This window comes from Brachybacterium horti (genome assembly GCF_054777615.1).
The window spans coordinates 772,840-789,782 of sequence record NZ_BAAHAM010000002.1; the positions used below are offsets into that span (position 1 = coordinate 772,840).

Here is a 16,943-nt window from a genome sequence, read left to right on the forward strand (position 1 = left end):
CGAAGGCGTGGGGTACGGGGTCATTGTGCCACGCCAGCGGGCGGATCCTCGCGGTCCGCGGGGCGTGCGGCGGGTCCTGACGCGGCGCTGTGACGCGGGTCATCGGACGTCGCGGGGACCTGCTCGTCCGCTGCGTCGGCATCGGGGTCGGCGTCGTCGTCCGGGGGCTCGGTGGGGTCCTCGCCCCGGGTGAGGGCGTCCCAGGCGGCGGCCGGGTCCTGCTCCGGGTCCACGACGCGGCGCGGGGCGAGCGTCGCCCGCGAGTAGCGGCTGCTCCCGCGGGGCCAGCGGCCGCCCACGACGAGCACGAGGACGCCCAGCAGGGCGAGCAGCGCGCCGCCGACGATCGCGGCGACGGGCCAGGCGCTCGCGGTCGCGTGCAGCTCGACGCCGGAGATGCCCGTCGCGTCGGCGACCGCACCGGCCGAGGCCGCCGTGGGGTCCCCGAGCATGCCGGCGGCGGCCACGACGGTGCCGATGCCCGAGAGCGCCAGCACGGGGCCGGTCACCCAGCGCACCCAGCGCGAGGAGAGCGAGGTCGCGGCCGCGGCCGCGAGGGCCACGAGCGACAGGGCGAGCACGGCCGGGGCGGCGTCCGCACCGGTCACGGGATAGGTCTGCACGGCCCCGGTGATGTCCGGAGCGGTCGCGGTCGCCCAGCTGGTGCGGGTGCTGCCGGCGACGAGGCCCGCGATCACGAGCCCGCCCAGGACCGCACCCCGACGGCCCGGTCCGCGGCGGCGGCCCGTCGGCCCGTCCGGGGCGCCGGTCGTGCGTGCCCCGACAGCGCTGTCTGCGCTGTCGGTGCGCTCGGGCAGCGGCGCCGGGGTGGTGTCGTCGGCGCTCATGCGGGCCGCAGGGTCTCGGCGGAGGCGACGGCTCGCAGGGCGGCGGCCGCCTTGGACTGGGTCTCGCGATGCTCCATGGTGGGGACCGAGTCCGCCACCACTCCCCCGCCGGCCTGCACGTGCGCGGTGCCGTCCTTGAGCACGGCGGTGCGGATCGCGATCGCCATGTCCATGTCCCCGGCGAAGTCGATGTAGCCGACCGTGCCGCCGTAGACGCCGCGGCGCACCGGCTCGAGCCGGTCGATGATCGCCATCGCGGAGGGCTTCGGGGCACCCGAGAGCGTCCCCGCGGGGAAGGTCGAGCGCAGCGCATCGTAGGCGCGGGCGTCCTCACGGAGACGGCCCGTGACCGTGGAGACGATGTGCTGGATGTGCGAGAACCGCTCGATGTGCATGAAGTCGCGCACCACCACGGTGCCCGGCTCGCAGAAGCGCTGCAGGTCGTTGCGGGAGAGGTCCACGAGCATGAGGTGCTCGGAGCGCTCCTTGGGATCGGCGAGCAGCTCCTCCGCGAGGGCCTGGTCCTCCTCCGGGGTCGCGCCGCGGGGGCGGGAACCGGCGATCGGGTGGGTGGTCGCGGTGCGGCCGCGCACGGTCACGAGCGACTCGGGGCTCGCGCCGACCACGTCGATCGGGGCGCCGTCGGCATCGGTCGTGCGCAGCAGGAACATGTAGGGGCTCGGGTTCATGCGCCGCAGCACCCGGTACACGTCCAGCGGGTCCGTCGCGGTGGGGAGCGAGAACCGCTGCGAGGGCACGACCTGGAAGATCTCGCCGTCGACGATGTCGCGCACCGCCTCCTGCACCGCGGCCTCGTACTCGAGCTGGGCGGTGCGGGACTTCGGCTCGACCTCGCGCACGCCGGTGTAGGAGACCGCGCCGTCGCCGCCCGGACCGCGGAGCTTCCCGCGCAGCGCGTCGAGGCGGGCCACGGCCGCGTCGTAGGCGGCGTCGACGTTGTCCGGGGAGCCGTCGATGTTCAGGGCGTTCGCGACGAGCAGCACGGTCGCGTCGTGCGCATCGTGGACGAGCACGTCCTCGGCGAGCAGCATCGAGAGATCGGGCAGACCGATCTCGTCCGGCGGGGAGTCGGGCAGGCGCTCCCAGTAGCGCACCGCGTCGTAGGCGAGGTAGCCGACCATCCCGCCGGTGAACGGGGGCAGGTGCGGCAGCCGCGCGGCGCGGAAGGCGGAGGTGATCTCCTGCAGCGCCTCGACGGGGGTCCCGCCCTCGGCGAGGCCCGCGGGCACGTCGCCGATCCAGCGGGCGCGGCCGCCGGACTCGGTGAGCACGGCGCGGGCGCGGGCGCCGATGATCGACCAGCGGGAGTCCTCGCCCTCCCCGGCGGACTCCAGCAGGAACGTGCCCCGCGCGTCGGTGCCGCGGGTGATCCGGCGGTACAGGGAGATCGGGGTGTCCTCGTCGGCGAGCAGCCGCAGGGTCACCGGGACGATCCGCTGGCGGGCGGCGAGGGCGCGGAAGGTCTCGCGGTCGGGCTGGACGACGCCGAGGGCGTCCCCCTCGATCCCGCCCACGAGCTCGGGGTAGGACTCGGTGCTCATGCGGTGCGCTCCTCCGGGTGCAGGACCACGGCCTCCAGCTCCCCGCCGTCGAAGCAGGTGTCGGTGTCGCGGTGGCAGGCCGGGCCGATCTGGTCCACCTCGAGCAGCAGCGTGTCGCCGTCGCAGTCCAGGGACGCGGAGCGCACGTACTGGACGTGCCCGCTGGTCTCCCCCTTGACCCACAGCTCCTGGCGGGAGCGGGACCAGTAGGTCGCGCGGCCCGTGGTGAGCGTGCGGTGCAGGGCCTCGTCGTCCATCCAGCCGACCATGAGCACGCGACGGCTGCTCGCGTCCTGGACGACGGCGGTCACGAGCCCCTGCGGGTCACGCTTGAGCCGGGCGGCGAGGGCGGGGTCGAGCCCGGGGGCCGCCGGTGAGGAGGCGGTGGGGGCCGCGGCGTCCGCGGCGCTCACAGGGCGCGCTCCAGCTCGGCGACCCGATCGGTGCGCTCCCAGGTGAACTCGGGCAGCTCGCGGCCGAAGTGGCCGTGCACGGAGGTGCGGGCGTAGATCGGGCGCAGCAGGTCCAGCGCGTCGATGATCGCGGCGGGGCGCAGGTCGAAGACCTTCTCGACGGCGCGGGCGATGAGGTGGTCGGCGACCTTCCCGGTGCCGAAGGTCTCGACGTACAGGCCGACGGGGGCCGCGACGCCGATCGCGTACGCGACCTGCACCTCGCAGCGGTCCGCGAGGCCGGCGGCGACGACGTTCTTCGCGACCCAGCGCATCGCGTACGCGGCGGAGCGGTCGACCTTGCTCGGGTCCTTGCCGGAGAAGGCGCCGCCGCCGTGGCGCGCCATGCCGCCGTAGGTGTCGACGATGATCTTGCGGCCCGTGAGGCCCGCGTCCCCCTTGGGACCGCCGATGACGAAGCGGCCCGAGGGGTTCACGTGGAAGGTGACGTCCTCGACGTCCAGGCCGATGCCCGCGAGCTCCTCGAGCACGGGGGCGATGACGACGCGGCGCAGGCCCGGGTCGAGCTGCTCGCGCACGTCGACGTCGTCGTCGTGCTGGGAGGAGACGACGACGGCCTCGACGCTGCGGGCGACGCCGTCGGCGTCGTAGCCGATCGAGACCTGGGTCTTGCCGTCCGGGCGGAGGAAGGGCAGCACGCCGCTTCGTCGCGCCTCGGAGAGGTTCTCGGAGAGCTTGTGCGCGGCGTGCACGGGCAGCGGCATGAGCTCGGGGGTGTCGTTGCAGGCGTAGCCGAACATGAGGCCCTGGTCCCCCGCGCCGAGGTTCGCGAAGGCCTCCGTGGAGCCGCCGTCGCGGCGCTCCCAGGACTCGTCGACGCCCGCGGCGATGTCGGGGCTCTGCGCACCGATCGAGACCTCGACGCCGCACGAGTCGGCGTCGAAGCCCTTCGCGGAGGAGTCGTAGCCGATCTCGCGGATGACGTCACGCACGATGCGCGCCACGTCGCTGTAGCCGGTGGTGCGCACCTCGCCCGCGACGTGCACGAGTCCGGTGGTCACCATCGTCTCGACGGCGACGCGGGCGCCGGGGTCCTGCGCGAGCATGTCGTCGAGGATGGCGTCGGAGATCTGGTCGCAGATCTTGTCGGGGTGCCCTTCGGTGACCGATTCGGACGTGAAGGTGCGCAGGTCGCTGGACGTCATGCGTCCCAGGGTAGGACAGGCAGGCGCGGGACGAGCGCGTCGAGCACGGCGTGGGCGACCGTGACCTTGCTCCCGCTCGCCTCGCCGCGGATCTCCCCCTGGGCGTCGAGGATCCGCACCGCGTTGTCCTCGGCCCCGAAGACGCCCGTGGAGACGTCGTTGAGGACGAGCAGGTCCGCGCCCTTGCGCCGCGCCTTCTGAGCCCCGAGCTCGAGGGCGGTGCCGCCCTCTCCCCCGGTCTCCGCGGCGAAGCCGACGATCGCCGGCCGCGCCGGGTGGGAGGAGACGGAGCGCACCTCGACGCTGTGACGCAGGATGTCGCGGGTGCGGGCGAGCGCGAGCACGGGCACGGAGTCCGGCTGCGACTCGTCCTTCTTGATCTTGTCCCCGGAGCGCGAGGCCGCGGTGAAGTCCGCGACGGCGGCGGCCATGACGAGGGCGTCCGCGGCGTCGAGACGGGCCTCGACGGCCTCGGCGAGCTCGGCGGCGCTGCCCACGTCCACGCGCTCGGCGCCGGGAGGGGTCTCGAGGTCGACGTTGGCCGCGAGCAGCTGCACCCGAGCACCGCGGGCGAGGGCGGCATGGGCGAGCGCCCAGCCCTGCTTGCCGGAGGAGTGGTTCCCGAGGTAGCGGACGGGATCGAGCTCCTCGCGCGTGCCGCCGGCGGTGACGAGCACGGTGCGCCCGGCGAGGTCGTGGCGCACGGCGCCGTCCTCGGCGCGGGGTGCGGCGAGCACGGCGCGGGCGGCGGCGAGGATCGCCTCGGGCTCGGGCAGGCGGCCCGCGCCGGAGTCCGGGCCCGTCAGGCGGCCCACGGCCGGCTCGAGCACGATCGTCCCGCGCTCGCGCAGCACGGCGACGTTCTCACGGGTGGCGGGGTGCTCCCACATCTCGGTGTGCATCGCCGGGGCGACGACGACCGGCCCGCGGGTCACGAGCAGCGAGGCGGTGAGCATGTCGTCCGCCCGGCCGGCCCGCATCCGAGCGAGCAGATCGGCGGTGGCGGGGGCGACGATCGTCAGATCGGCCTCCTGGCCGTGACGCACGTGCGCGACCTCGTCGACCTGCTCGAAGACGCTCGTGAGCACCGGATGGTGGCTCAGCGCCTCCCAGGTGGCACGGCCCACGAACTCGAGGGACGCGGCGGTGGGGACCACGCGCACCTCGGCCCCTGCGCCGACAAGGCCGCGCACCAGGTGCGCGGCCTTGTACGCGGCGATGCCGCCGCCGATGCCGACCAGGACCCGTGCACCGCTCAGATCGGCGGCGCGTCCCGGAGGTGTCATCTCAGAGCGTGAAGTCCGTGGCCGGCGCCTCGGGGGCGTCGTCGCCGAGGACGAGCGGGGCGGGGGCGTCGGGATCCGGGGCGGCGGCCGCGGCGAGCTCCTCCTCGTCCACCTCGCGGACGGTCAGCAGGCCCTCGTCGATCTCGCGCAGCGCGATCGAGAGGGGCTTCTCCTGGTTCTCGACGTCCACCAGCGGGCCGACGAACTCGAGCAGGCCCTCGGAGAGCTGCGAGTAGTAGGCGTTGATCTGGCGGGCGCGCTGGGACGCGTAGAGCACCAGGGCGTACTTCGAGTCGACGGTCTCCAGGAGACGGTCGATCGGCGGGTTCGTGATGCCCTCGGGCTGGGCGACGGTTCCGGCCACGGAAGTCCCTTCATCGAAAGTGTGCGTGCGACGGTCCAGGATACGCCCTGGAGCAGTCCGAGCGCGAGGCGGTCCGGGGCGGAGGCGGGTGAGACTGCGCACTCCCCCGCCCCGGGCCCGGCCCGGCGCTCCGTGCGGGTGGTCAGCGGCGGACGCCGAGGAGCGCGGCGAGCTCGTCCGCCGCGCGGTCCACCTCGTCGTTGACGATGGTGACGTCGAACTCGCTCTCGGCGGCGAGCTCGACCTTCGCGGTCTCGAGCCGGCGGGCCCGCTCCTCCTCGTCCTCCGTGCCGCGGCCCACGAGCCGCTCCACGAGCGTGTCCCAGTCCGGCGGGGCGAGGAAGACGAAGTGCGCCTCGGGCATGGTCTCCCGCACCTGGCGGGCGCCGGCGAGGTCGATCTCGAGGAGCACGGGCCGTCCGGCCGCGTGCATCTCCTCGACGGGGCCGCGCGGGGTCCCGTACTTGTTGCGGCCGTGGACCACGGCCCACTCGAGCATCTGGCCCTCGTCGACGAGACGGGTGAACTCCTCCTCGCTCACGAAGCGGTAGTGCACGCCGTCGACCTCACCGGGCCGCGGGGCCCGCGTGGTCGCGGAGACGGACAGCCAGATCTCTGGGTAGCGGGCGCGGATCGCGGCGGAGACCGTGCCCTTGCCGACCGCGGTGGGGCCGGCGAGCACCGTCACGGGGGCCGGTGCCGTGGCGGCACCGGCCCCGTCGAGCGGCGTCACTCCGAGAAGTGCGAGACGAGCTTCTCCGCCTGATGGGAGCCGAGGCCCCGGATCTTGCGGGAGGGGGAGATCCCGATCTCCTCCATGATCTGCTGCGCCTTGACCTTGCCGACGCCCGGGAGGGCCTCGAGCAGCGCCGCGACGCGGAGGCGACCGATCACCTCGTTGGTCTCGGCCTCCTCGAGGACCTTCTGGATCTCCTCGCTGCGACGACCGGCGCTGTCCTTGAGGCGGGCCTTGATGGCGGCGCGCTCGCGGCGGGCCTCAGCGGCCTTCTTGAGGGCCTCGGCCCGCTGCTCGGGGGTGAGGGGAGGGAGAGCCACGGTTCTAACCTCTTCTGTCGCTGGTGGTACGCAGGAACCGGAAGGCCCCCGCACGTGGGAAGAGCGTAACCCCATCGACGTGTCGGAGCACACTGATCGCCCGAGGTGTCGCAGATCAGGGGCATGTGCACCCCCGGGCGAGGCCTCCGGGACACCGACGGGGCGGGCCCGGGGAGCGGTGATCCGCCCCGGTCCCGCCCCGTCGCCGCGGCTCAGCTGTAGTCGGCCTGCAGGTCCTTCGCGCGCGCCCGCAGGTCCTCGACCGACGGGCCCGCGGCGAGAAGCCCGCGGGACACCGAGACCAGCACGTGACCTGCGGATTCACCGAAGACGTCGGCGAGCTCCGCGGTGCCCGCGCCCTGGGCGCCGAAGCCCGGGGCGAGGAGCGGCACGCTCGGTGCGGCCGCGTCCAGGCCGAGGCGTCGGTAGGCGTCCCCCACCGTCGCGCCGACCACGAGCCCGACCGAGCCCCAGACGGATCCGTCGCCGCCGCCGCGCTCCTCGGCGTGTCGCGCCACGCCGAGCGCGACGCTCGTGCCGTCGGCCGCGATCGCGTGCTGCACGCCGTGCCCCTCGGGGTTCGAGGTCAGCGCGAGCAGGAACACGCCCTTGCCGTGCTCGAGCGCGAGGTCCACGGCGGGGTCCAGGGACCCGGCACCGAGGAACGGGCTCGCCGTGATGGCATCGGCCTCGAGCGGGGCGCCGGGGCGCAGGTACGCCTCGGCGTAGGCGCCCATCGTGGAGCCGATGTCCCCGCGCTTGACGTCGAGGATCGTGAGGATGCCGCGCTCCCGGGCACCGGCGAGCAGCTCCTCGAGCACCGCCAGACCGCGGGAGCCGTGGCGCTCGTAGAACGCCGACTGCGGCTTGATCGCGGCGACCTGCCCGTCCACGGCGTCGAGCACCGCCCGGGAGAAAGTGGCCAGCCCGGCCGAGGAGTCCGGCAGCTCCCACTGCGCGAGCAGCCCCGCGTGGGGGTCCACGCCGGCGAGCAGCGGGCCGTGCTCCGCGACGGCGGCCTGCAGCCGTGCGCCGAAGCCCACCGGCCCGGTCGCCCCGGCCGTGCTGCTCACGCCGTCACCGTCCGCGCGGCCACGAGTCGCGCGGTGTGCTCCTGGAGGCTGAGCACCGAGAACGGCTCCTCCGGGAGCGCCTCGATCGCCTGCACGGCCGCCTGGAACTCCTGCAGCGTGGTGATGATCGGGACGTCCATGCTCGTCGCCGCCGCACGGATCGCGTAGCCGTCCGCGCGGGCGTCGGAGCCCGAGGGGGTGTTGAGCACGAGCGCGATCTGCTCGGACTCGATCATCTCGATGACGCTGTCGCCCTCGCCGGCCTCGGAGGCCTTGCGCAGGACCCGGCACGGGATGCCGGAACGGCGCAGCACACGGCCTGTGCCCGCGGTGGAGAGGATCTCGAAGCCGAGGGCCGCGAGCCGCGCGACGGGCAGCACCACACCGCGCTTGTCGCCGTCGGCCACGGAGACGAACACCGCCCCGGAGGTGGGCAGGCCCTGGCCGGAGACCGCCAGCTGCGACTTCGCGAAGGCGAGCGGGAAGGTCGTGTCCAGGCCCATCACCTCGCCGGTCGAGCGCATCTCGGGGCCCAGCAGGGAGTCCACCGCGCGGCCCTCGGCGGTGCGGAACCGCTTGAAGGGCAGGACGGCCTCCTTGACCGCGATCGGCGCGTCGTCCGGGAGCGAGGTGCCGTCGCCCTCCGCGGGCAGCACACCCGCGGCCCGCAGCTGCGCGACGCTCTCCCCCGCCATGACGCGGGCGGCGGCCTGGGCGAGCTGAACGCCCGTCGCCTTGGAGACGAAGGGCACCGTGCGGGAGGCGCGCGGGTTCGCCTCGAGGACGTAGAGGATGTCCTGCGCGAGCGCGTACTGCACGTTCAGCAGTCCGCGCACGCCCACACCGCGCGCGATCGCGAGGGTCGACTCGCGGATCCGCTCGAGCACGCCGTCGCCGAGGGTCACCGGGGGCAGGGTGCAGGCCGAGTCGCCCGAGTGGATCCCGGCCTCCTCGATGTGCTCCATGATCCCGCCCATGTAGAGCTCCTCGCCGTCGTACAGGGCGTCGACGTCGATCTCGGTCGCGGTGTCGAGGAAGCGGTCGATGAGGATCGGCGCCTCGGCGCGGCCGCCCGCGGGGAGGTTCCGGCCCACGTAGTCCGTCAGCTGCGCCTCGTCGTAGACGATCTCCATGCCGCGGCCGCCGAGCACGTAGCTGGGGCGCACGAGCACGGGGTACCCCACCTCACGCGCCACCTCGAGCGCATCGCCGAGGCCCCAGGCGGTGCCGTAGGGCGGGGCGGGGAGGGACGCGTCGGCGAGGACGGCGCCGAAGTGGCCGCGGTCCTCGGCGAGGTCGATCGCCGCGGGGCTCGTGCCGATGATCGGCAGGCCCGCGGCCTCGAGCCGGCGTGCGAGGGCGAGCGGGGTCTGGCCGCCGAGCTGCACGATGACCCCGGCGACGGGTCCCACGGCCTTCTCCGCCTCGTAGACCTCGACGACGTCCTCGAAGGTGAGGGGCTCGAAGTAGAGGCGGTCGGCGACGTCGTAGTCCGTCGAGACGGTCTCGGGGTTGCAGTTGACCATGACGGTCTCGAAGCCGCCGCCGGGGAGGTCCCGGTCGCCGAGCGCGAGCACCGCGTGGACGCACGAGTAGTCGAACTCGATGCCCTGGCCGATCCGGTTCGGGCCCGAGCCGAGGATGAGCACGGCCGGCCGCTCGCGCGGCTCGATCTCCGTCTCCTGGTCGTAGCTCGAGTAGTGGTACGGCGTGCTCGAGGCGAACTCGGCGGCGCAGGTGTCCACGGTCTTGAAGACGGGGTTGATGCCGAGCGCCTCGCGCACGCCCTTGACGACGTCGCCGCCCTGGCCGCGCAGCTCGCCGATCTGGTCGTCGGAGAGGCCGTGGCGCTTGGCCAGCCGCATGAGCTCCGCATCGAGCACGGAGGCCGAGCGGATCTCGGCGGCGATCTCCGCGACCAGCAGCATCTGGTCCAGGAACCACGGGTCGATCGCGGTGGCCTCGTGGACCCGCTCGAGCGTCTCGTCGACGTCCACGACGCCCTCCGCGGCGGACCACAGCACGCGGGCCAGCGCACCCAGACGACCGTCGGTGGGGATCCGGGAGGCATCGATGAGCTCGGTGACCTCGGCGGGGCTCGGCGGGCGGCCCGCGTAGGAGACCGCTGCGCCCTTGACGTCCAGGGAGCGCTGCGCCTTGCCGAGCGCCTCGGTGAAGCTGCGGCCCAGGGCCATCGCCTCGCCCACGCTCTTCATGGTCGTGGTGAGCGTCGGGTCCGCCGCGGGGAACTTCTCGAAGGCGAAGCGCGGCACCTTGACGACGACGTAGTCGAGGGTGGGCTCGAAGCTCGCCGGGGTGGTGCCGGTGATGTCGTTGCGGATCTCGTCGAGCGTGTAGCCGATCGCGAGGCGTGCGGCGATCTTCGCGATCGGGAAGCCCGTCGCCTTGGAGGCGAGCGCCGAGGAGCGGGAGACGCGCGGGTTCATCTCGATGACGACCACGCGCCCCGTCGCGGGGTCCACGGCGAACTGGACGTTGCAGCCGCCCGTGTCGACGCCGACCTCGCGGATGATGCCGATGCCGAGGTCGCGGAGCTTCTGCAGCTCGACGTCGGTGAGGGTCAGCGCGGGGGCGACGGTCACCGAGTCGCCGGTGTGCACGCCCACGGGGTCGACGTTCTCGATCGAGCAGATGACCACGCAGTTGTCGGCGCGGTCGCGCATGAGCTCGAGCTCGAACTCCTTCCAGCCGAGGATCGACTCCTCCAGGAGCACCTCGGTGGTCGGCGAGTAGTGCAGGCCGTCGCCGCCGATGCGGCGCAGGTCCGCCTCGTCGTAGGCCATGCCGGAGCCCAGGCCGCCCATGGTGAAGCTCGGGCGCACGACCATCGGGTAGCCGAGCTCGTCGGCGGCCTCGAGCAGGTCCTCGATGCTGTGGCAGATCCGGGAGCGGGCGGACTCCCCGCCCACGCGCTCGACGACGCCCTTGAACAGCTGGCGGTCCTCGGCCTTCTGGATCGCGTCGAGGCTCGCGCCGATCATCTCGACGCCGAACTCCTCCAGGGTGCCGTTCTCGGCGAGGGCGACGGCGGCGTTGAGCGCCGTCTGCCCGCCGAGGGTCGGCAGGATCGCGTCGGGGCGCTCGGCGGCGATGATCGAGCGGATGACGTCGGGGTCGATCGGTTCGACGTAGGTGGCGTCGGCGATCTCCGGGTCGGTCATGATCGTCGCGGGGTTCGAGTTCACGAGGATCACCCGCAGGCCCTCCTCGCGGAGCACGCGGCAGGCCTGGGTGCCGGAGTAGTCGAACTCGGCGGCCTGGCCGATGACGATCGGGCCGGAGCCGATGACGAGGACGGACGAGATGTCGGTGCGGCGGGGCATCAGGACTCCTTGCTCTGGTCGCCGGCGCGGCGGGCGCGCACGAGGTCGACGAGGCGGTCGAAGAGGTACGAGGCGTCGTGGGGTCCCGCGGCGGCCTCGGGGTGGTACTGGACCGAGAAGGCCGGCAGGTCGAGGCAGCGCAGACCCTCGACCACGTCGTCGTTGAGGCCGACGTGGGAGACGACGACCTTCCCGTAGCGGCCGCCGTCGTGGGGGGCGGTGTGCTCGCCCTCGAGCGGGACGTCCACCGCGAAGCCGTGGTTGTGGGCCGTGATCTCGACGGTGCCCGTCTCGCGGTCGAGCACCGGCTGGTTGATGCCGCGGTGCCCGTACTTGAGCTTGTAGGTCTCGAAGCCGAGGGCGCGGCCCAGCAGCTGGTTGCCGAAGCAGATGCCGAAGAACGGCAGCCCGGCGTCGAGCACGCCGCGCAGGAGCTCGACCTGCGCGTCGGCGGTCGCCGGGTCGCCCGGGCCGTTGGAGAAGAAGACGGCGTCCGCGCCGGTGGAGCGGAGCTCCTCGAGGGTCGTCGTCGCGGGCAGCAGGTGCACGCGCAGCCCGCGCTCGAGCATCGCGCGCGGGGTCGCGCCCTTGATGCCGAGGTCCACGGCGGCGACCGTGCCGATCGCCTCGCCCTCGGGCTCGAGCAGCAGCGGCTGGGCGATGGTGACCTCGTCGACGAAGCTCGCACCCTCCATGGAGGGCTGCTCGCGGACCTGCTCGAGCAGGGCCGCCTCGCCCGCGGCGAGGGCGTCGCCGGAGAAGACGCCGCCGCGCAGGGAGCCGGTCTCGCGCAGCACGCGGGTGAGCATGCGGGTGTCGATGCCGGCGATGCCGACGACGCCCTGGCTCTCGAGCAGCTCGTCGAGGGTCTGCTCGGAGCGCCAGTTCGAGGCGACGCGGCTGGCCTCGCGCACGGCGTAGCCGCGCACCCACACCCGGGAGGACTCCATGTCCTGGGCGTTCGCCCCGGTGTTGCCGATGTGCGGGGCGGTCTGCACGACGATCTGACCGGCATAGGAGGGGTCGGTGAGGGTCTCCTGGTAGCCGGTCATGCCGGTGGAGAAGACGACCTCGCCGAGGCGGGAGCCGCGGGCGCCGTAGGCGCTGCCGCGCAGGACGGTGCCGTCCTCGAGGATCAGCAGGGCGGGCTCGGTGCGCGAGGCGCCTCGGCGCTCCCGAGCGGGGGTGGGGGCGGTCATGGGTGCTCCTTCCGGGAGAGCAGCAGGTCGTGGTCGGCGCGCGCGCCGAGTCGGAGGCCGGTGTCGAGGTCCTGGTCGCCGAGGCGCCAGCGGATGACGAGGAGTCCGTCGCCGCCCACGAACTTCCCGGCCATGCCGGGGGCGGAGGCGACGTCGAGGACGGCGGCGGCGGGGATGGTCAGGGACGGGGCTCCCTGACGGAGGATCCGCCAGGAGCCGCCGTCGCCGCGGCTCACGCGCGCCGTGGAGCGTGCGCCGAGGCCGTGGGCGACGACCCGCTCGAGGGGACGGTCGGCGAGGACGGTGTCGACGTAGATCGCGTCGACGGGCCCCACCTCGGTCTCCTCGCCGAGGTCGGCGAGCTCGCTGCGGCGGTCCGGGGCGGGCAGGCCGGCCTGACGCCGGCCTCGCAGACGCCAGCCGAGCACCATGAGGCCGAGCGCCGCGAGGAACACCACCGCGAGCACGAGCACGGGGAGAAGGCGGTCCATCGCGCCTCAGCCCTCGACGAGGGCGCCGTCGCGCACGGTGACGCGGCCGCGGTGGACGGTGAGGCGGTTGCGGCCCGGCAGCTCACGGCCCGTGAACGGGCTGTTCGTGCTGCGCGAGGCGTGCACGGCCGGGTCCACGACGGTCGTGGGGCGCGGGTCCCAGACGAGCACGTTCGCGGGGCTGCCGGCCTCGAGGGGACGCCCCTGGTCCTCGTCGCGGCCGATCCTCGCCGGGGTCTCGGACATGACGCGGGCGACGTCGCGCCAGCTGAGCGCCTCACGGTCCACCATCGTGGACTGCACGATGGACAGCGCGGTCTCGAGGCCGGTCATGCCCATCGCCGCCTGGTCCCATTCGCGGTCCTTGGCGTCGGCGGGGTGCGGGGCGTGGTCGGTCGCGACGATGTCGATCGTGCCGTCGGCGAGGCCCTCGCGGACCGCCTCGACGTCCGCCTGGGTGCGCAGCGGCGGGTTCACCTTGTAGCGGGCGTCGAAGCCGCGCACGGACTCGTCGGTCAGCAGCAGGTGGTGTGGCGTGACCTCGGCGGTCACGGCGATGCCGCGCTGCTTGGCCCAGCGGATGATGTCGACGCTGCCCGCGGTGGACAGGTGGCAGACGTGCAGGCGGGAGCCGACGTGGTGGGCGAGCAGCACGTCGCGGGCGATGACGGACTCCTCGGCGACGGCGGGCCAGCCGGCGAGGCCGAGCTGCGCGGAGACCTCGCCCTCGTGCATCTGGGCGCCCTCGGTGAGGCGCGGGTCCTGCGCGTGCTGGGCGATGACGCCGTCGAAGGACTTCACGTACTCCAGCGCGCGGCGCATGAGGACGGGGTCGTGCACGCACTTCCCGTCGTCGCTGAACACGCGCACGCGGGCCCGGGAGCTCGCCATCGCGTCGAGCTCGGCGAGCCGCTCCCCCGCGAGGCCCACGGTCACCGCGCCGACGGGCCGCACGGTGCACCAGCCGGCGCTCTCGCCCGCGCGGGCGATCTGCTCGACCACGCCCGCGGTGTCCGCGGTGGGGGTCGTGTTGGCCATCGCGTGGACGGCCGTGTAGCCGCCGCGGGCGGCGGCGCGGGTGCCGGTCTCGACGGTCTCCGCCTCCTCGCCGCCCGGCTCCCGCAGGTGCGTGTGGAGGTCGACGAGGCCCGGGAGGACCACGCAGCCGTCCACGTCGATCACCTCGGCGCCCGCGGGCGCCTCGAGGTTTGTGCCGACGGCGGCGATCTCGCCGCCCTCGAGGAGGAGGTCCGCGACGGTCTCGCCGTAGAGCAGACCCCCGTGCAGCAGGAGGGTGGGTGCGGTGGTCATCGGGCGTCCTCCCGGGAGTCGGTGGCGAGCAGGTGGTAGAGCACGGCCATCCGGACGAACACGCCGGAGGAGACCTGCTCGACGATGACGCTGCGGGGGCCGTCGGCCACGTCACCGGCGATCTCGAAGCCGCGGTTCATGGGGCCGGGGTGCATGACGCGCGTGTGCTCGGGAAGCGCCGCGGCGCGGGCGGTGGAGAGGCCGTAGCGGCGCGAGTACTCCCCCGCGGTCGGGAAGAACCCGCCGCCGACCATCCGCTCGCGCTGGACGCGGAGCATCATGACGGCATCCGGGCCCTGCTCGAGCGCCTCGTCGAGGTCGTAGGTGATCTCGCACGGCCAGGCGCTCGCGCCGACGGGGACGAGGGCGGGCGGGGCGACGAGCGTGACGCGTGCGCCGAGCAGGGTCAGCAGGAGCACGTTGGAGCGGGCGACGCGCGAGTGCAGCACGTCGCCGACGATGACGACGTGAGCGCCGTCGAGCCCGGCCTCCGGCTCCCCCGGCCGCAGGTGGCGGCGCAGGGTGAAGGCGTCGAGCAGGGCCTGCGTGGGGTGCTCGTGCGCCCCGTCACCGGCGTTGACGATCGGCTGGTCGATCCAGCCCGCGTGGGCCAGCAGGTGCGCGGCACCCGAGGAGCCGGAGCGGACGACGACGGCGTCCGCCCCCATCGCCTGCAGGGTGAGGGCCGTGTCCTTGAGCGACTCGCCCTTGGAGACGCTCGAGCCCTTCGCGGAGAAGTTGATGACGTCGGCGGAGAGCCGCTTGGCGGCGGCCTCGAAGCTGATCCGGGTGCGCGTGGAGTCCTCGAAGAAGAGGTTCACGACCGTGGTGCCCACGAGGGTGGGCAGCTTGCGGATCGAGCGGGACTGGGTCTGCGCCATGTGCTCGGCGGTCGCGAGGACGGCGATCGCCTCCTCGCGGGAGAGGTCCGCGATCGAGATCATGTGCTTCATCGGGCCTCCTCCTCGCGGGCGGGGCGGGCGAGCACGACCGCGTCCTCGCCGTCGGTCTCGGCGAGCTCGACGTGGACGCGCTCCCCGCGAGAGGTGGGGAGGTTCTTGCCGACGTGGTCCGCGCGGATCGGCAGCTCGCGGTGGCCGCGGTCCACGAGCACCGCGAGGCGCACCGCGGAGGGGCGGCCGATCGCGCCGAGGGCGTCGAGGGCGGCGCGCACGGTGCGGCCGGAGAAGAGGACGTCGTCGACGAGGACGACGGTGCGGCCGTCGATGCCGCCGCGCGGGATGCGGGTGGGGCTCGGTGCCCGGGTGGGATGCTGCCGCAGGTCGTCGCGGTACATCGTCACGTCGAGGGAGCCGGCGAGGTCCTCGACGGGGCGATCGATGCCCTCGGCGGCGAGGATCTGCGCGGCGAGCCGCTCGGCGAGGGGCACGCCGCGGTGCGGGATGCCCAGCAGGACGAGGTCGTCGGCGCCGTGGCCGCTCTCGAGGATCTCGTGCGCGATGCGCACCAGGGCTCGTCGGATCTCCTCGGGTCCCAGGATCCTGACGCGGTCCGGGACGGGGGTCGTGCTCTCGGTCATGTCTCTCCCTTCCACGCCTCACAGGACGTGTCGTTAAAGGGTGGATCGGTCCGTGCGGACCGGGGCCGAGTCTACGCGAGACCCGGCCGGGGCCACGCCGGCGCCCATCCCGTGGGACGGCGCCGGCGGGCCGTGGCGGGCTCAGCCCAGCAGGCCCCGCACGTCGACCAGACGCTGCAGGAGCCCGTTGACGAAGCGGGGCGAGTCGTCTGTGGACAGCGCCTCCGCGATCTTCGTGTACTCGCCGATCACGGGGCCGCGGTCCGCCGCCTCGGTGTCGAAGAGCACCTCCGCGGCGCCGAGGCGCAGGATCGCGCGGTCCACGGCCGGCATGCGGTGCAGCGGCCAGTCGCGCGAGTGGGTCTCGAGCTGGTCGTCGACCTCCTCGGCGTGCTCCGCGTACCCCTCGACGAGCTCGCGGGCCCGCTCCGGGACCGGGGTCTGCGCGGCCGTCACCCGGAGACGCTGCGCGAGCACCTCGAGGACGGGCAGGCGGCGGGCGTCGGCCTCGAAGAGCACGTCGAGCGCACGGATGCGCTGACGGGTCAGGGTGTGCAGCCGGTCCGTGCGGGCCGGGAGGGTGCGCTCGAACTCGATCTCCTCCCCGTCCCGTGCGGGCAGGGGCAGACCCGGCCCCTTGCGCGGGGCCGAGGGGGTGGAGGACGCCGAGGGATCGGTCACTTCACGCGCTCGAGGTAGCTGCCGGAGCGGGTGTCGACCTTGACCTTGTCCCCCTGGTTGAGGAACAGCGGGACCTGGATCTCGCGGCCGGTCTCGAGGGTCGCGGGCTTGGTGCCGCCGTTGGAGCGGTCGCCCTGCAGGCCCGGCTCGGTGAAGCTGATCGTGAGGACCACGGAGGCCGGGAGCTCGACGAACAGCGCCTCGCCCTCGTGGAAGGCGATGATGACGTCCTGTCCCTCGAGCATGAAGTCCTTGGCGTCGCCGACGGTCTCCGCGGTGACGTTGGTCTGCTCCCAGTTGCTGGGGTCCATGAAGACGTACAGCTCGCCGTCGAGGTACGAGTACTGCATGTCGCGGCGGTCGACGGTCGCGGTCTCGACCTTGACACCCGCGTTGAAGGTCTTGTCCACGGTCTTGCCGGACAGGACGTTCTTGAGCTTGGTGCGCACGAAGGCCGGGCCCTTGCCGGGCTTGACGTGCTGGAACTCGGTGACGGTCCAGAGGCCGTTGTCCTGCTTGAGGACCATCCCGTTCTTGAGGTCGTTCGTCGTCGCCATGTGTCTCCTCGGG

At 73.7% G+C, this 16,943-nt stretch carries 17 protein-coding genes; all 17 read right to left on the minus strand.

Features of this window, described 5'->3' with window-relative positions; all coding sequences use genetic code 11:
- Positions 1-20: 20 nt before the first annotated feature.
- The 17 genes from ACYVAP_RS08745 to efp all read right to left on the minus strand — a co-directional run bounded on the left by ACYVAP_RS08745 (position 21) and on the right by efp (position 16,930).
- Positions 21-848 carry a Trp biosynthesis-associated membrane protein gene (locus ACYVAP_RS08745; protein ID WP_264449117.1) on the minus strand — a complete coding sequence of 276 codons (828 nt, stop codon included), beginning with the start codon at positions 846-848 and terminating at the stop codon, positions 21-23.
- Entirely contained in the window at positions 845-2,410 is a 1,566-nt protein-coding gene (locus ACYVAP_RS08750; protein WP_498860350.1) for a chorismate-binding protein, read from the minus strand. Before ACYVAP_RS08750 ends, ACYVAP_RS08745 begins: the two co-directional genes overlap by 4 nt.
- On the minus strand, positions 2,407-2,823 hold the full coding sequence (gene hisI / locus ACYVAP_RS08755) for a phosphoribosyl-AMP cyclohydrolase (protein ID WP_137770882.1): 417 nt from the start codon (positions 2,821-2,823) through the stop codon (positions 2,407-2,409). The genes ACYVAP_RS08750 and hisI overlap by 4 nt, the downstream gene beginning before the upstream one ends.
- The gene (metK, locus tag ACYVAP_RS08760; RefSeq protein WP_264449120.1) at positions 2,820-4,028 is read right to left on the minus strand and encodes a methionine adenosyltransferase; all 1,209 of its coding nucleotides are present in this window, start codon (positions 4,026-4,028) and stop codon (positions 2,820-2,822) included. Before metK ends, hisI begins: the two co-directional genes overlap by 4 nt.
- Entirely contained in the window at positions 4,025-5,314 is a 1,290-nt protein-coding gene (gene coaBC, locus ACYVAP_RS08765) for a bifunctional phosphopantothenoylcysteine decarboxylase/phosphopantothenate synthase (protein ID WP_498860351.1), read from the minus strand. Before coaBC ends, metK begins: the two co-directional genes overlap by 4 nt.
- 1 nt (position 5,315) lies before the next feature.
- Positions 5,316-5,678: a DNA-directed RNA polymerase subunit omega gene (rpoZ, locus tag ACYVAP_RS08770; RefSeq protein ID WP_498860352.1), complete on the minus strand. Its 363-nt coding sequence runs from the start codon at positions 5,676-5,678 to the stop codon at positions 5,316-5,318.
- Positions 5,679-5,820: 142 nt separating this feature from the next.
- On the minus strand, positions 5,821-6,411 hold the full coding sequence (gmk, locus tag ACYVAP_RS08775) for a guanylate kinase (protein WP_498860353.1): 591 nt from the start codon (positions 6,409-6,411) through the stop codon (positions 5,821-5,823).
- Positions 6,408-6,734 (minus strand): integration host factor, actinobacterial type, encoded by a 327-nt coding sequence (gene mihF / locus ACYVAP_RS08780; RefSeq protein WP_137770887.1) that lies wholly within the window; start codon positions 6,732-6,734, stop codon positions 6,408-6,410. The genes gmk and mihF overlap by 4 nt, the downstream gene beginning before the upstream one ends.
- A 212-nt stretch (positions 6,735-6,946) precedes the next feature.
- A complete protein-coding gene (gene pyrF, locus ACYVAP_RS08785; protein WP_498860354.1) occupies positions 6,947-7,807 on the minus strand; it encodes a beta/alpha barrel domain-containing protein in 861 nt (286 codons plus the stop codon).
- A complete protein-coding gene (carB, locus tag ACYVAP_RS08790; protein ID WP_498860355.1) occupies positions 7,804-11,151 on the minus strand; it encodes a carbamoyl phosphate synthase large subunit in 3,348 nt (1,115 codons plus the stop codon). Before carB ends, pyrF begins: the two co-directional genes overlap by 4 nt.
- Positions 11,151-12,350 carry a carbamoyl-phosphate synthase small subunit gene (gene carA, locus ACYVAP_RS08795; RefSeq protein ID WP_498860356.1) on the minus strand — a complete coding sequence of 400 codons (1,200 nt, stop codon included), beginning with the start codon at positions 12,348-12,350 and terminating at the stop codon, positions 11,151-11,153. The genes carB and carA overlap by 1 nt, the downstream gene beginning before the upstream one ends.
- Entirely contained in the window at positions 12,347-12,841 is a 495-nt protein-coding gene (locus ACYVAP_RS08800) for a PH-like domain-containing protein (protein ID WP_264449128.1), read from the minus strand. Before ACYVAP_RS08800 ends, carA begins: the two co-directional genes overlap by 4 nt.
- Positions 12,842-12,847: 6 nt before the next feature.
- Entirely contained in the window at positions 12,848-14,152 is a 1,305-nt protein-coding gene (locus tag ACYVAP_RS08805) for a dihydroorotase (protein WP_498860357.1), read from the minus strand.
- Positions 14,149-15,105, minus strand: a complete 957-nt coding sequence (locus ACYVAP_RS08810; protein ID WP_462590771.1) for an aspartate carbamoyltransferase catalytic subunit — start codon at positions 15,103-15,105, stop codon at positions 14,149-14,151. The genes ACYVAP_RS08805 and ACYVAP_RS08810 overlap by 4 nt, the downstream gene beginning before the upstream one ends.
- Positions 15,102-15,692 carry a bifunctional pyr operon transcriptional regulator/uracil phosphoribosyltransferase PyrR gene (gene pyrR, locus ACYVAP_RS08815; RefSeq protein ID WP_264449131.1) on the minus strand — a complete coding sequence of 197 codons (591 nt, stop codon included), beginning with the start codon at positions 15,690-15,692 and terminating at the stop codon, positions 15,102-15,104. Before pyrR ends, ACYVAP_RS08810 begins: the two co-directional genes overlap by 4 nt.
- 141 nt (positions 15,693-15,833) lie before the next feature.
- A complete protein-coding gene (gene nusB / locus ACYVAP_RS08820; RefSeq protein ID WP_498860358.1) occupies positions 15,834-16,373 on the minus strand; it encodes a transcription antitermination protein NusB in 540 nt (179 codons plus the stop codon).
- Positions 16,370-16,930 carry an elongation factor P gene (efp, locus tag ACYVAP_RS08825; protein ID WP_137770896.1) on the minus strand — a complete coding sequence of 187 codons (561 nt, stop codon included), beginning with the start codon at positions 16,928-16,930 and terminating at the stop codon, positions 16,370-16,372. Before efp ends, nusB begins: the two co-directional genes overlap by 4 nt.
- Positions 16,931-16,943 lie beyond the last annotated feature (13 nt).